Genomic DNA, 12961 nt, shown 5'->3' with positions numbered 1-12961 from the left:
GGCAGTTGTTTTTACGTAGTGCGCGGGGTCTGGATAGGGCGCGAAAGGAGAACAAAATGCTCAAGCTGATCGCCAAGACTGGCCTCGCGCTGGCACTCACTCTCGGCGGCGCGGCAGCGCCGATATCCTTTGCTCAGGCTCAGGATCTTCAGTTCCGCATTGGCCCCGATGGCGTCCGTATCTATGATGGCGACCGCGATCGATACGATCGATACGATCGCTACCCTGACTACCGCAGAGGCTGCAGCCCGCGCGAGGCAGTGATGGCCGCTCGTGACTCCGGATTACGCCGTGCGGAGGTCGTTCGTGTTACGGACCGCAGCGTAACGGTTCGTGGCTGGACGCGTTACGGTCCCGACCGCATCGTCTTCGCCAACCGTCGCGGCTGCCCGGAAATCGGCTAAGGTTGCCTCGCCAATAGGCGTGTCAGCGCTTGCCTCCAAACGCCTCTCCGCGTAATCAGCAAACACGGAATTTCAGGAGGCAACTTTGGGCGGACGTTTTCTGTCGATCGGCGAATGCATGGTGGAGCTTTCTCAGGCCGGCCGCGGCCTGCTGAGGAAGGGCTTCGCCGGCGACACCTTTAATACCGCCTGGTACGCGCGTGCCTGCATGCAACCGTCTTGGAACGTCGACTATTTCACGGCGCTCGGCGACGATGCCATGTCGGAGGAAATGATCGCGTTCTTTGAAGACGCGGGCATCGGCACCGGCTTTATCCGCCGTATCAGGGGCAAGGCGCCGGGTCTCTACATGATCAGCCTGAAGGACGGCGAGCGCTCCTTCAGCTACTGGCGCGACAACTCGGCAGCCAAGCTGCTCGCCGCCGATCCCGATCGCCTGCGCGATGCCATCGAAAGTTCGGACGTGGTGTATTTCTCGGGGATCACGCTGGCGATCCTGCCGCGCGAAGATGCAGACACGCTGCTGGCCGAAACCCGCCGTGCCAAGGCGGCCGGCAAGTTCGTCGTCTTCGATCCGAACATCCGTCCGCGCCTCTGGTCGAGCTACGACGTCATGCATACGACGATCAGTGAAGGCGCCCGCTCCTCCAGCCTCGTCATGCCGAGCTTCGATGATGAAGCCTCGCATTTCGGTGACGACTCCATCGAAGCCACGATCCGCCGCTACCGCGCTCTCGGCGCGCCCAACGTCCTGATCAAGAATGGTGCGGACGGTGCGACGCTGAACTTCGCTGGCCAGGAAAGCTTCGTGCCCGCCGAAAAGGTCGAGAACGTCGTCGATACGACCAGCGCCGGCGACAGCTTCAACGGCTCGTTCCTTTCAAAATATCTCGAGACGAAGGACGCGGTGGCCAGCGCCCATTTTGCGGCGAAAATCGCGGCTCGGGTCATCGGCGAACATGGGGCGCTGGTGGCGAAGGACAAACTCGGTCTATAGGCAACAGCCGAAAACCGCCTGTAATAAATCCATCATGGAAAAGCCTCAAAATAGGGCCTGCGGGAATCACGTTCCGTAGGCCGGGGTCAAAGCCGCCGCAATCCCATCCGGTGCGGCGTGGATGGAAAACAGGACATGCTGCAACGTCCGTCGAAAAGCTATAGCGGCGAGGCTTGGGCGAATGCTGCGCCGGGAAGCCTGCCGGAGCGGCTGGTGATCGTCACCGACGCATGGCATCCGCAAGTGAACGGCGTTGTGCGCTCGATCGAAAACACCAACCGCGAACTCGCGAAACTAGGGGTCGAGGTGTCGATGGTGACGCCCGAGCGCTTCAACAGCTTTCCCTGCCCGACCTATCCGGAAATTCGTCTCTCGATCGCCAATTACAGCCGTGTTGCCCGCGAGATCGAAAAGCACAACCCGTCCTATGTGCATATCGCCACCGAAGGTCCGCTGGGCCTGACGGCACGGCGCTGGTGCATCAAGAACCGCATGCCGTTTTCCACAAGCTATCATACGCGTTTCCCGGAATATGTTTCAGCCCGCCTCCCCGTGCCGAAGAGCTGGCTCTATGCTTTCGTGAGATGGTTCCACAATTCCGGCGCCGGCTGCATGGTGGCAACGCCGAGCCTTGCGCGCGAGCTGTCCGAAAAGGGAATCCGCAACCTTATGCCCTGGAGCCGCGGCATCGACGCCACGCAGTTCCGACCGGCAGAGCTGGAAGAGCGCCCGTTCGGCCTGCCACGCCCGATCTTCATGACCGTTGGCCGTGTTGCGCTGGAAAAGAACCTGCCGGCCTTCCTCGACCTTGACCTGCCCGGCTCAAAAGTCGTCGTCGGCGACGGCCCTGCCCGGGCCGAGCTGGAGAAGCGCTATCCGGATGTGCTGTTCACCGGGCTTAAATTCGGCGAACAGCTCGCCAGCGCCTACGCACAGGCCGATGTTTTCGTCTTTCCGTCGCAGACCGACACGTTCGGCAACACAATTCTGGAAGCGCTGGCCTGCGGCGTTCCGGTTGCCGCCTACCCCGTCACCGGCCCACTCGACATCATCGGCGAGGATGGTGAAGTCGGCGCGTTGAACGAGGACCTGCGGACCGCCTGCCTCGCCGCCCTTTCGGCGTCGCGCGAAAAGGCACGCGAGCTTTCGCTGCAATATTCCTGGGAAGCGGCGACGCAGCAGTTCATCAACAATATCCGCGCCGCCAATGGCGTCATCACGCCGAAATGGAAAAAGGCCTGGCAGTTCGCCGCCAAGTCGCTTCCGAAAAGCAGGAAGCCCGGCGAAACCGCCGGGCCTCTCTCTTCCGGAACCTGAGCCTTCTATTTGTGCAGCGCGGCGCGCAGCGTATCGCTGGCAAGCTTGATCGCACCCCGGACGGCCGGCGTTTCGCTGATGGCATTCAGAAGCACGAAGTCGTGGATCGTGCCGTTGAAGCGCACCGACGTAACCTTCACTCCGGCCTGGCTAAGCTTACGGGCATAGGCCTCGCCTTCGTCGCGCAACACGTCGTTCTCATCGACGATGATGAGTGCCGACGGCAGGCCGTTCAGCTGTTCCAGCGATGCCTGCAGCGGCGATGCCGTCGGCTCCTTACGCTTGGTTTCGTCCGGCAGATAAGCATTCCAGAACCACTTCATGGCTTCCTTCGTCAGCCAGGGTCCATTGGCGAACTCATTATAGGAACCGGTCTCGAAGTTGGCGTCGGTAACAGGGTAGAAGAGGACCTGCTGGCCGATCGCGGGACCACCGCGCTCCTTGGCAAGAAGCGTTACGGCAGCCGTCATGTTGCCGCCGACGCTATCGCCAACGACAGCCAAGCGGCTCGCATCGACCTTGAACTCCTTGGCATGCTCCGCGACGTACTTGGTGGCGGCATAGGCCTGCTCGATTGCGATCGGATATCGGGCCTCTGGCGAGCGCTCGTAATCGACGAAGACAACCGCGGCATCGGCACCATTGGCAATCTCGCGAACGAGGCGGTCATGCGTATCGGCATCGCCGAGCACCCATCCGCCGCCATGGAAATACATAACGACAGGCAGCGTACCCTTGGCGTTTTCCGGACGAACGATCCGAAGCTTGATGCTGCCGGTCGGGCCGGCCTTGATGACCTTGTTCTCGATGGACGCCGGAAGCTTCTTCACGTCGATCTTCTGCGCGCCGGCCAGAACGTTGCGAGCATCAGTAGGCGACAGCGTGTAGATCGGCTTGCTGCCGGCAAGCGCATCGATGAATTTCTGCGTCGTCGGTTCGAGCACCGGATCGGCAGCGGCGCCAAGGGTCGAGGCTGCCAGGATGGTTGCTGCTGAAAGTGTGGTCTTGATGGTCGACATCGTCTTGTCCTCTCGGGTTGCGGTTCGTCCTGAACACGCCTATTTATATCGCGCACGATTATTTATTGAGCAACCTATGCCTTGGGCATAGCTGCCATGCACATAAAAGCGCTTCCGATTCTTTATCGTACGATGTAAGTTTATGCATTTTCGGAGACAGGCCATGAATGACTACCAGCTGAAACTCGACGGTTCCATCTGTTTCGCCATATACACGGCGGGCCACGCGATGAATCGCGTCTATAAGCCGCTGCTGGACGCGCTTGGCCTAACCTACCCGCAATACCTGGTAATGGTCTCGCTGTGGCAGGAAGACGGACAGACCGTCGGCGGCCTCGGTGAAAAGCTCTTCCTGGAATCGAGCACTCTCACTCCCCTGCTGAAGCGTCTCGAAGCCGCTGGCTATATCCGTCGCGACCGCAGCAAGGTGGATGAACGCGTCGTCATTGCCCGCCTGAGCGACGAAGGGATCAGACTGAAGGAGAAAGCCGCCGCGATCCCGAACTGTATCGCAAATGCCACTGGCCGGGATGCAGCCGGTCTTGCGCGCCTGGAAGCCGAGATCGTGGCGCTGCGTGAGGCGCTGAACAAGAGCGCAGTTTGACTACTCGGCGGCAGCTGTCACCAGTTTCGGCTTTTGGATCGAGGCGGATGTTGCCCCAACGGTTCCCTGAGATGGAACTCCCAGGCTCCTGCCAGCACTCTCAACGGAGGAGAACGTCCCGATCGGCGCTTGGGCCGTCGGGCACCCGTCCCGCAGTTTCCGCCACGTCAGGACATTCAGGTTCATTTCGCAGCGAGCGAGATAAGACACTTCGCCAACCCTGATGCAGGCGATCTGGCCAAGGGTGTATTTCGAGCCGTCCTTATTGCGGCAGGCGCAACGTACATCTGCTGCCGCAGCAACGCTATCGGCAGTCACGGCGGCGGCTGCCAGCAACAACATTGCCACCAGTTTGGCGTGCCGGCGTTCCATCCGCTAAGCATAGCGCAAATTGGAAGCAACGAGAACGCACGACGGAGGCCATCCTCGCGCCCGCCCTTGTGCAGATCTATTCCAGCTCACTTTATACTTGAGCCTTCAGAACAAGTCCTGCGCTCCATCTCAGTCACCGCGCCTTTGCATCGCCGCTTCCCGCAATAGAGCCGCGCAGAAGGGGTTCCAACTACACAAAATAGCCGCCGGGTATCATCGTGATTGGACTTCCGCGGCGGCAAGAGTCAATCTTACGTCAGGGCAAGAAGTAAGGGGGCGAAGCAGCCATCGTCTGAAACGGAGGCAGAAATGAAACATCAGGCGCTTGACCAACTGCGTACTGTCGCAAATGTCAACCAAGACCATATGCGCGCACCGATGTCGCGTCGGGACCGTCTGCTACGCTGGGCAGAAGTTCTCGAGCAGTTTCCCAACCGGCACCTCTCGACACTTCACCAGACAGAGTATCAGTCAGAAGCCGGACGCGAAATCATGCGCGCCGACAACTCACCGATCACCGTCGCTTTCAAGGATCCTGTGCTGCGTGCAGCCGGGATGGAAAACGACACCTATGGTGAAGCGAAGCGGTTCTTCGAGTTGACCGACAGGGAACTGCACAAGGTCATCTGCTACTGCCACTTCGGCGCTACGGTGAATGCCGCGACGGCCGCCCGGCACATCCGCTCTTTCGCGACGGAAGGAAAGCGGAGCATGTTCGAGCGGTTCCGGACGACATTCCTCGAGTAGGGTCGCCGAGGTTTCGAAGGATCATTGCCGAAGCGGCTCGTGCCGCAAGGACTGTCATGGAATGGACGCTGCTGCTGGCCGTTTGCTCGGCATCAGCAGCTCCAGCCGGTTGCCATGTGCATAGCCTGCGCATGGCATAAACGCTCAGCTGCCGAGCCTTAGCGCTTCTTCCTCGACTCGTAGGGATTGTCCGGCGAGCGGTAGTGGATGCGGATTGGCACGCTCGGCATGTCGAAATCCTCGCGCAATCCATTGATCAGGTAGCGCGTGTAGGATTCCGGCAGCGCGTCGGAACGCGTGCAGGAAATCATGAATGCCGGTGGACGGGCTTTCACCTGCGTCATGTACTTCAGTTTGATACGCCGGCCGGAAACAGCCGGAGGCGGATGTTGAACCTGCTGCTGTTCCAGCCACCTATTCAAGCGCGCCGTCGAAATGCGCTTGTTCCAGACCTTGTCTGTATCGATGATCGACTGCATCAGCTTGTCGAGGCCACGGCCCGTCTGTCCGGAAATCGGTACGGCGCGGATACCGCGAGCCTGCGGCAGCAGCCGGTCGGTCTTCTCGCGCAGATCGGCGAGAACCGCTTGAGGGTCCTCGATCATATCCCACTTGTTGAAGGCAAGCACCGCAGCGCGGCCTTCGCGCAGCACCAGGTCAACGATGTGCAGATCCTGCTTTTCGAAGGGGATCGTTGCGTCGAAAACGATGACGACGAGTTCGGCAAAGCGGATCGCCCGCAAGGTATCGGCAACTGAAAGCTTTTCCAGCTTTTCGATGACCTTCGCCTTGCGGCGCATGCCGGCGGTGTCGAACATCTTGATCGTGCGGCCGCGCCAGTCCCATTCGACGGAGATGGAATCGCGAGTGATGCCAGCCTCCGGTCCAGTCAGCAGCCGGTCTTCACCGAGGAAGCGGTTGATGAGCGTCGACTTGCCGGCATTCGGGCGCCCGACAATCGCAACGCGCAGCGGCTTCGTGTCGTCGTAGACCGGTTCCTCGTCGTCCTCGCCGTCGACGTCCGTCTGCGGCACGTCCACGTCGGTGACGGCAACGTCTTCCTTCGGCGGAAAGGCACGCTCCTCGCCAAGCGCTGCCACGATCGCATCGCGCAAGTCGAGCATGCCCTGCCCGTGCTCGGCGGAGATCGGCGTCGGCTCGCCGAGCCCCAGCGAAAAGGCATCGTAAAAGCCGCTGTCGGAGCCGCGCGCTTCGGCTTTGTTCGCGACGAGCACCACCGGCTTGCCGCGGCGGCGCAGCATCTCGGCAAGCGCCGTATCGACCGGTGTCAGGCCCGTCTTTGCATCGACGACGAAAAGCGAAAGGTCCGCATCATCGATTGCCGCTTCCGTCTGCGCACGCATGCGGCCTTGAAGGCTTTCGGCGTCCGCCTCTTCCAGACCGGCAGTGTCGACGATCGTGAACTTGAGATCGACGAGCCGCGCATCGCCCGGACGGCGGTCGCGGGTGACGCCCGGCGTATCATCGACGAGCGCCAGCTTCTTCCCAACCAGACGGTTGAAAAGCGTCGACTTGCCGACATTCGGGCGACCGACGATGGCGACCGTAAAGCTCATTATAGATCCTTAGTTTCAGCCTTGAGCAGCTGGTGCCTTGCCGGATGCGGTGATATTATCAAGCATCATCTGGGCGCGGTTTGCAACGTTGCGCGGGCTGGCCACATCGTCGGCGATCGCCTGGAACCACTGACGGGCCTGCGCCATGTTGCCTGCCTTGTAGGCAGCAAGGCCGAGCGCTTCGCGCGCCGAGTGACGGAAGGCGCTTGCCGGAATGGCCAACTCTTCGACGGCTGCGGAAACCTGCTCATAGGTGCCGTTGTCGATCAGCAGCCATCCCGCGCGAATCTTGGCGGCGTCGCGGACAGCTTCCGGAACGGCCTGATCCTTGCCGATCGCTTCGAAGGCGGCGACGGCAGCGGCGGTGTCGCCCTTCTGCGCCTGGACGGTCGCCGCACGCATGCGCGCAAGAACCGGATAGGCGCCGTGGCCGTCCTTTTCCAGTTTTGCGAGAGCGGCAAGCGCTTCGTCGCTCTTGTTCTCGTCGGCAAGCTTCATGGCCGCCAGAAACTGATCGCCGGTGCCGGAAGACTGGTTCTCGTCCCAGTATTCATAGGCCACCTTCGCAGCCGTCCCGAGCACGATCAGAACAGCGGCGGCGATGACATACCGGCCGAACCTGTGCCACGCGCTCTTCATCTGGTCGGAACGAAGTTCCTCGTTGACTTCACGGATGAAGCTGTCGTCGTTGAATACCATTCTCGTCTCCGGCGCGGATAAGCCCAGTCCATGCGTTCCCGCATATTCTGCGGCCTTCTACTCCATTTTGCGGCACTTGTAAGGGGGATGCCAAAGATTCGTCACATAGCGAGCGGCGAAACGCCTATCAGCCACTCGTGCACCCTCCAGATCAACAACGCCCAGGCGACAGCGCCGATGACGATGGCGTAGAGATCGAACTTGCCGGAAACGAAGGGCCGGAGCTTCAGCTCGCCTGCCCGCTGGCGCCGCTTCAACGAGATGCGGAGAATGACGCCCCAGGCAAGGAAGGCACCAAACAGCAGCACAGACGAGGTCTCGCCGTTAGCCAAAAGATGCGCGAATGCCCAGATCTTCACCGACAGCACCATTGGATGCTTTGTCCTGACCGCAATGTGACCTGCGGGGAGCAGCGAGGCGGCAAGACAGATCAGCGCGATCAGCATCAGGGTGATAGCGATGTGCGCCATCCACACCGGCGGATTGTACAGCATACCGGTTACCTGCCGCGCCTGGCCGAATCCGTAGATAAGCACGATCAGCGACAGAATGCTGACGACCGAGTAGGCGATCCTCCAGCCGTTCTCTCCGAGGCTTGCGATCATCGATTGGCGAAATCCGGGCGCGATCACCCTCACCAGATGGAGCCCGAGAAAAAGTATGATGCCGATGATAAGCAATGCCATGGTGCGTCTCCTGTCCGATTACCGAGGCTTAGCGGTAGATGCCGAAAAACGCCAGCAAGACCGCAGCTTTGCCGCAATTCTGTAACAGGAAAACCGCAAACAAATTATCACGGTATCCATGCTTCATCCTATTTTTCCTGCCTCGCTGGCGCTTTGTCTTGTCGCCTCCCTCCCCGTACAGGCCGCTGACCAGCCGCCGAAGCAGCTGTTGATCGTTTCCTTCGACGGCGCGCATGATAACGCGCTCTGGCAGAAGAGCCGCGAGATGGCTGCCCGGAATGGCGCCCACTTCACCTATTTTCTCTCCTGCACCTTCCTGATGAATCAGGCTGCGAAGAAAGCCTACCAAGCCCCTCATCAGAAACGCGGAAAATCGAACGTCGGTTTTGCCCAAAGCGACGACGAAATCCGCGAGCGGCTCGGCAACATCTGGCATGCGCATCTCGAGGGTCACGACATTTCCAGCCACGGCTGCGGGCATTTCGACGGCCGCCAATGGAGCGAGGCCGATTGGTCCCAGGAATACGCGACGTTCAAGGCAACGCTGAAGAGCGCGTGGAAAAGCGTCGATCTCGAAGAGCCGCAAGGCTGGCAGGATCTGGTCGAGCACGGCATCAAGGGTTTTCGTGCTCCCTACCTATCCGCAACGGCGGGCGGCGACATGGTTGCTGCAGAGAGGAAAGCCGGCTTTTCCTATGACGCCAGCTTGGTCACCAAGGGTCCCGCGATGCCGGTGATGGAAGACGGCGTCGTCCGGTTCGGTCTGCCTCTCATTCCCGAGGGACCGAACGACAAGCCGGTCATCGGCATGGACTACAACCTCTTCGTCCGCCAATCCAAAGGCAAGGAAGACAAGGCCGACAGCAAGGCCTTCGAAGAACGCGCCTATACCGCTTTCAGGAACGCCTTCGACAAGCAATATGCTGGAGACCGTATTCCCCTCCAACTCGGCTTCCACTTCGTGGAAATGAACAGCGGCGCCTATTGGCGGGCGCTCGACCGGCTGGTGAGCGACGTCTGCCACCGCCCGGATGTCGCCTGCGTCAGCTATTCGGAAGCGATTCCGATGATCAAGGCGTGGGTGAAGCTGAAGGAGCAGACGCAGACATCAGGGCTTTAGGTCGTCCTTCTGCACTTATCCCGCGGAATGAAGGGGAGCGGCGAATGGTGCCGCTACCCGTCACAAGATCAGCGCGCTCCGCTTAACCGTCGACGTGGATGATACCCGCTTCGCGCTCCAGATAGCGTTGATCGATGTCAGGCAATGGCTCGCCTTCTATCGCGGATTCGAAGGTGCGTAGGCGCTTGTAGATCGACAACAGCTCGACGATCGTCGTCCACGAATTGACCAGATATTGGAACGAGCCTCGCACCTGATCGAAAACGTTGTTGATCTGCGTCAGCAGGCCGAGCGTCAGCTTGCCGGCCACGATCGAAGGAACGAGCACGATCAGACTGAAAAGGTTGTCGGCCTGCAGGTAGAAGATGCGGGCAACGTTGAAATACATGTAGTGGAAATAGAGACGGAAGTAGTTGCGCCGCACATTGGCGAAGAGCTCCGCCACTGTCGGCGGCGTGGCGCGGTCGGCGTGGTCTTCGCCATAAACCAGTTCCTTGCGATAAGACGCCTCGACGCGCTGGTTGCGGAATTCGAGTCCCGGCAGCTTGAAGCCGACAAGACCGAGGAAGACCGTTCCAAAGATCGACCAGAAGAGCGCCGCCCAGACGAGCGCATGCGGTACCTCGCCGATCAGCGGCAGTTCGGTGATGCTGGCGCCGATCTTGAAGAGCACCGGCAGAAAGGCGATCAGCGTCATGACCGAGCTGACGAGGCTCACGCCGAGGCTTTCCACCGTGGACGAGAAGCGCATCGTGTCTTCCTGAACACGCTGTGAGGCGCCTTCGATATGACGAAGCTTCGGCCAGTACGACATATAGTATTCGTTCATCGCCGTGCGCCAGCGGAAGATCCAGTGGCTGACGAAGAAGAGATTGAGCACGCCGACGGTGATCGCCACGAAGGCGATGCCGGCGAAACCCAACATGCCGAGATAGAGTTGAGATGCAGTCACCGGTGCCGTTTTCGCGAGAGCCTGCTGGATCAGATCGTAGAACGGTCCGTACCAGGCATTGATGGCAACGCTCACCTGAACCGAGAAATACGTATTGAAGATGATCAGCGCAGAGCCGAGCACTGACCACATCTGCCAGCGGTGCGGGCTGTAGGTGAACCAGAAGGCGGCAAAGAGCGCAACCGCCAAAACATAGTAGACGTAAAACCACAGGAACGGTGCCGACCAGAAGACCGAGACGCCGATCGGCGCGTCCTGGCCCGGGGGCAGCGGCGGCAGGCCAATCAGGGATCCGAGTCCGGAACCCACGAAATACCAAACGAGAACGGCCACAAGCGCCCAAGCTACAGCTGAGGTGAAGAAAAGCCTGGGCTTGGGAAAATAGGATACGAACACGGGAGAGCTTGCTTTCCTGAACTGGAGTTTTCGGAGTCTCTAAACAGACTAATTGCGGCGAAAACTACGGCAGTTCGCGAGGTGCGGCAATGGGCTCACCCCATCGTTACGTAATTGTAACGGCCTAGTGCAACCTCTTGATCACCGGCAACACGAGCGCTGCGCACAGAATGAGAGCCGCTGCGGCGATATAGGTCGGCACCGTGAAGCTGCCGGTTCGCTCAGCGATCCAGCCGGCGACGATGGGGCCGATGATCTGGCCGAGACCGAAGGCCGCGGTCATTGTTGCAAAGATGCGGCGCGCGCTTTCCGGCACCAGCTTGCGGCCGATCTGAAGTCCATAGGCAGTAATGGCGAGGAAGGTTACGCCGAAGAGAGCCCCGCCGATGAGCGGCGCTATCAAGTGCGGCAGAAGCACCGTCGCGAGAACTCCCACCGCCTCCACCAGAAGAGTGGCGACATAGACCCAGCCGAGGCCAAGCGGACGCACGAGCGGTCGCCACGCAAAAAGCGCGACGGTTGCGGTCAGGCCGGCGATGAACCAGCAGAGGAATTCGACCGTCCGCCCTGCGGCATCCATGCGTGCGATGGTGACGAGGAAGGTCGCCGTGATCACGTAGCCGAATCCGAAGATGCCATAAGATAGCGTCAGCAGAACCGTCGGCAGCTTCCAGGCTATCGGCGGCTCCTTGCCTGAATTGCCCGCGCGCACCGGCTCCAATGGCAGCAGGGCCCAAACGGCCACGAGGCTGAGCGCCGAGAACAGTGCGCCGGTAATCCAATCAGCACGCCAGCTGGCCCCGTCGGCAAAGATGAGACCGATCAGCATCACCATGACGGAAGAGAGCGCAATACCCACCCCGGCACCGCCGAAGTGCGCCGCCTGAACGTGATCGTTACCGGCAGCCATGCCGTGGCTCAACACGATCGACGAGGTGAAGATCATCGCAAAGGCGCTTGCCAATCCGGCAAGAAAGCGGATTACCGCGAAGACGAGCACGGAATCCGTCGCGGCCATTGCAGCAAGCAGCAGGGCGTTCGCCAGAAGCGCCAAAAGGGCAATCTTTCGTTCATGCCCCGTGGCCCAGCCGTAGGCGGCGAGCACGGCACCCGCCAGGTAACCGGCAAAATTTGCCGAGGCGATGAACCCTGCATCCGCCGGAGAAAGGGGCACGCCGCTCAACATGCCGGGTAGGATCGGTGTGTAGGAAAACCGTCCGAAACCCATGGCCGCCGACATCGCGATCATGCCGGCAAGCGCCGTCCCGAAGAGGCTCACTGAATCATTTCCGCTGCGTGCCAACATGCGTGGCTTTATCGCGCCGCACAACGACAGCGACAAACGAGAAAATCTGATCGATTGATCAATTCCGCAAATTCTTGGGCGTCTCTTGAAAGGAGTATCTTACGATATATATTTTACGATATAACAAATGATACATCGAACGATAAAGGAGCAAACCATGAGAGGTTTCAAACGAGGCGGCATGTTCGGCGAGGCGATCCGGATGGGAATGGGCCGCAAGTTTTCGGCGGGCGATCTTCAACTCGTGCTGCTGGCACTGCTCGAAGAGCGCCCGCGCCACGGCTACGAGCTGATCAAGACGCTGGAGGAGCGCTCAGGCGGCTTCTACGTTCCGAGCCCCGGCGTCATCTATCCGGCGCTGACTTATCTCGAGGAAATGGAACTGGCCGAGGTGGAAGCCGAGGGCACGAAGAAGCTTTACAAGATCACTGAGCGCGGCAGGCAAAAGGTCGAGGAAAATCGCGCGATGATCATGCAGACACTGAGCAGGCTCGAGCGCATCGGCGAGAAGATGGCTTTCGTCAACCGCATGTTGGATGCGGAGCACCATGGCCGCCACCGCGACACTGATGATGAAGAGGATTTCATGCGCGACAGCGGCAACATCCGCGACGCCCGCTTGCTGCTGCGCTCGGCGCTCCGTGTGCGTTATCCGTGGTCGAAGGCGGAAGCCGCCCGCATCGCCAGCATCCTGGAACGCGCCGCGACGGAAATTCTGCAGGGCGGCAAGCCGGAGGAACGCAGCTGAGCGCAAACGCTTAGGCA

At 60.3% G+C, this 12961-nt stretch carries 13 protein-coding genes and 1 pseudogene; 7 read left to right on the top strand and 7 right to left on the bottom strand.

Features of this window, described 5'->3' with window-relative positions:
• The first annotated feature begins 56 nt into the window (after nt 1–56).
• The 3 genes from HGP14_RS13715 to HGP14_RS13705 all read left to right on the top strand — a co-directional run bounded on the left by HGP14_RS13715 (nt 57) and on the right by HGP14_RS13705 (nt 2718).
• Entirely contained in the window at nt 57–404 is a 348-nt protein-coding gene (locus HGP14_RS13715; protein ID WP_168830420.1) for a hypothetical protein, read from the top strand.
• Between the two features lie 85 nt (nt 405–489).
• A complete protein-coding gene (locus HGP14_RS13710) occupies nt 490–1401 on the top strand; it encodes a sugar kinase (RefSeq protein WP_168830419.1) in 912 nt (303 codons plus the stop codon).
• A gap of 135 nt (nt 1402–1536) precedes the next feature.
• The gene (locus HGP14_RS13705; protein ID WP_168830418.1) at nt 1537–2718 is read left to right on the top strand and encodes a glycosyltransferase family 1 protein; all 1182 of its coding nucleotides are present in this window, start codon (nt 1537–1539) and stop codon (nt 2716–2718) included.
• A gap of 5 nt (nt 2719–2723) precedes the next feature.
• On the opposite strand, the gene HGP14_RS13700 is transcribed toward HGP14_RS13705, so the two are convergent.
• Nucleotides 2724–3737, bottom strand: a complete 1014-nt coding sequence (locus HGP14_RS13700) for an alpha/beta hydrolase (RefSeq protein WP_168830417.1) — start codon at nt 3735–3737, stop codon at nt 2724–2726.
• 163 nt (nt 3738–3900) lie between these two features.
• On the opposite strand from HGP14_RS13700, the gene HGP14_RS13695 reads away from it, so the two are divergent.
• Nucleotides 3901–4341, top strand: a complete 441-nt coding sequence (locus HGP14_RS13695; protein WP_168830416.1) for a MarR family winged helix-turn-helix transcriptional regulator — start codon at nt 3901–3903, stop codon at nt 4339–4341.
• 132 nt (nt 4342–4473) lie between these two features.
• On the opposite strand, the pseudogene HGP14_RS13690 reads toward HGP14_RS13695, so the two are convergent.
• Nucleotides 4474–4713 (bottom strand): annotated as a pseudogene (locus HGP14_RS13690) (hypothetical protein); the annotation flags it as partial.
• A 309-nt stretch (nt 4714–5022) separates the two neighbouring features.
• Here HGP14_RS13690 and HGP14_RS13685 point away from each other — a divergent pair.
• Nucleotides 5023–5460, top strand: coding sequence for a hypothetical protein (locus tag HGP14_RS13685; protein ID WP_168830415.1), 438 nt, complete (start codon nt 5023–5025; stop codon nt 5458–5460).
• Between the two features lie 158 nt (nt 5461–5618).
• Here HGP14_RS13685 and der read toward each other — a convergent pair whose 3' ends face one another.
• The 3 genes from der to HGP14_RS13670 form a co-directional block, all read right to left on the bottom strand.
• Complete coding sequence (gene der, locus HGP14_RS13680) at nt 5619–7037, bottom strand: ribosome biogenesis GTPase Der (protein ID WP_168830414.1); 1419 nt, start codon at nt 7035–7037, stop codon at nt 5619–5621.
• A gap of 15 nt (nt 7038–7052) precedes the next feature.
• Complete coding sequence (locus HGP14_RS13675) at nt 7053–7736, bottom strand: tetratricopeptide repeat protein (protein WP_168830413.1); 684 nt, start codon at nt 7734–7736, stop codon at nt 7053–7055.
• Between the two features lie 101 nt (nt 7737–7837).
• On the bottom strand, nt 7838–8422 hold the full coding sequence (locus HGP14_RS13670) for an NnrU family protein (RefSeq protein ID WP_168830412.1): 585 nt from the start codon (nt 8420–8422) through the stop codon (nt 7838–7840).
• A gap of 118 nt (nt 8423–8540) precedes the next feature.
• On the opposite strand from HGP14_RS13670, the gene HGP14_RS13665 reads away from it, so the two are divergent.
• Nucleotides 8541–9542 (top strand): polysaccharide deacetylase, encoded by a 1002-nt coding sequence (locus HGP14_RS13665; RefSeq protein ID WP_168830411.1) that lies wholly within the window; start codon nt 8541–8543, stop codon nt 9540–9542.
• Between the two features lie 82 nt (nt 9543–9624).
• Here the strand turns inward: HGP14_RS13665 and sbmA are convergent, their stop codons facing one another.
• The gene (gene sbmA / locus HGP14_RS13660; protein WP_168830410.1) at nt 9625–10890 is read right to left on the bottom strand and encodes a peptide antibiotic transporter SbmA; all 1266 of its coding nucleotides are present in this window, start codon (nt 10888–10890) and stop codon (nt 9625–9627) included.
• Between the two features lie 124 nt (nt 10891–11014).
• Nucleotides 11015–12196, bottom strand: a complete 1182-nt coding sequence (locus HGP14_RS13655) for a YbfB/YjiJ family MFS transporter (RefSeq protein WP_168830409.1) — start codon at nt 12194–12196, stop codon at nt 11015–11017.
• 157 nt (nt 12197–12353) lie between these two features.
• On the opposite strand from HGP14_RS13655, the gene HGP14_RS13650 reads away from it, so the two are divergent.
• A complete protein-coding gene (locus HGP14_RS13650) occupies nt 12354–12944 on the top strand; it encodes a PadR family transcriptional regulator (RefSeq protein WP_168830408.1) in 591 nt (196 codons plus the stop codon).
• Nucleotides 12945–12961: the final 17 nt, after the last annotated feature.

It is taken from the genome of Rhizobium sp. P32RR-XVIII, assembly GCF_012641395.1.
Classification (GTDB): Bacteria; Pseudomonadota; Alphaproteobacteria; order Rhizobiales; family Rhizobiaceae; genus Rhizobium.
This window is presented reverse-complemented; position numbering and strand designations above follow the sequence as displayed.

Coding starts and splice junctions, on each gene's coding strand:
- HGP14_RS13695 (WP_168830416.1), top strand. CDS start 3,901: ATGAATGACTACCAGCTGAAACTCGACGGTTCCATCTGTTTCGCCATA.
- HGP14_RS13650 (WP_168830408.1), top strand. CDS start 12,354: ATGAGAGGTTTCAAACGAGGCGGCATGTTCGGCGAGGCGATCCGGATG.
- HGP14_RS13700 (WP_168830417.1), bottom strand. CDS start 3,737: ATGTCGACCATCAAGACCACACTTTCAGCAGCAACCATCCTGGCAGCC.
- HGP14_RS13670 (WP_168830412.1), bottom strand. CDS start 8,422: ATGGCATTGCTTATCATCGGCATCATACTTTTTCTCGGGCTCCATCTG.
- HGP14_RS13705 (WP_168830418.1), top strand. CDS start 1,537: ATGCTGCAACGTCCGTCGAAAAGCTATAGCGGCGAGGCTTGGGCGAAT.
- HGP14_RS13675 (WP_168830413.1), bottom strand. CDS start 7,736: ATGGTATTCAACGACGACAGCTTCATCCGTGAAGTCAACGAGGAACTT.
- HGP14_RS13715 (WP_168830420.1), top strand. CDS start 57: ATGCTCAAGCTGATCGCCAAGACTGGCCTCGCGCTGGCACTCACTCTC.
- HGP14_RS13655 (WP_168830409.1), bottom strand. CDS start 12,196: ATGTTGGCACGCAGCGGAAATGATTCAGTGAGCCTCTTCGGGACGGCG.
- der (WP_168830414.1), bottom strand. CDS start 7,037: ATGAGCTTTACGGTCGCCATCGTCGGTCGCCCGAATGTCGGCAAGTCG.
- HGP14_RS13665 (WP_168830411.1), top strand. CDS start 8,541: ATGCTTCATCCTATTTTTCCTGCCTCGCTGGCGCTTTGTCTTGTCGCC.
- HGP14_RS13685 (WP_168830415.1), top strand. CDS start 5,023: ATGAAACATCAGGCGCTTGACCAACTGCGTACTGTCGCAAATGTCAAC.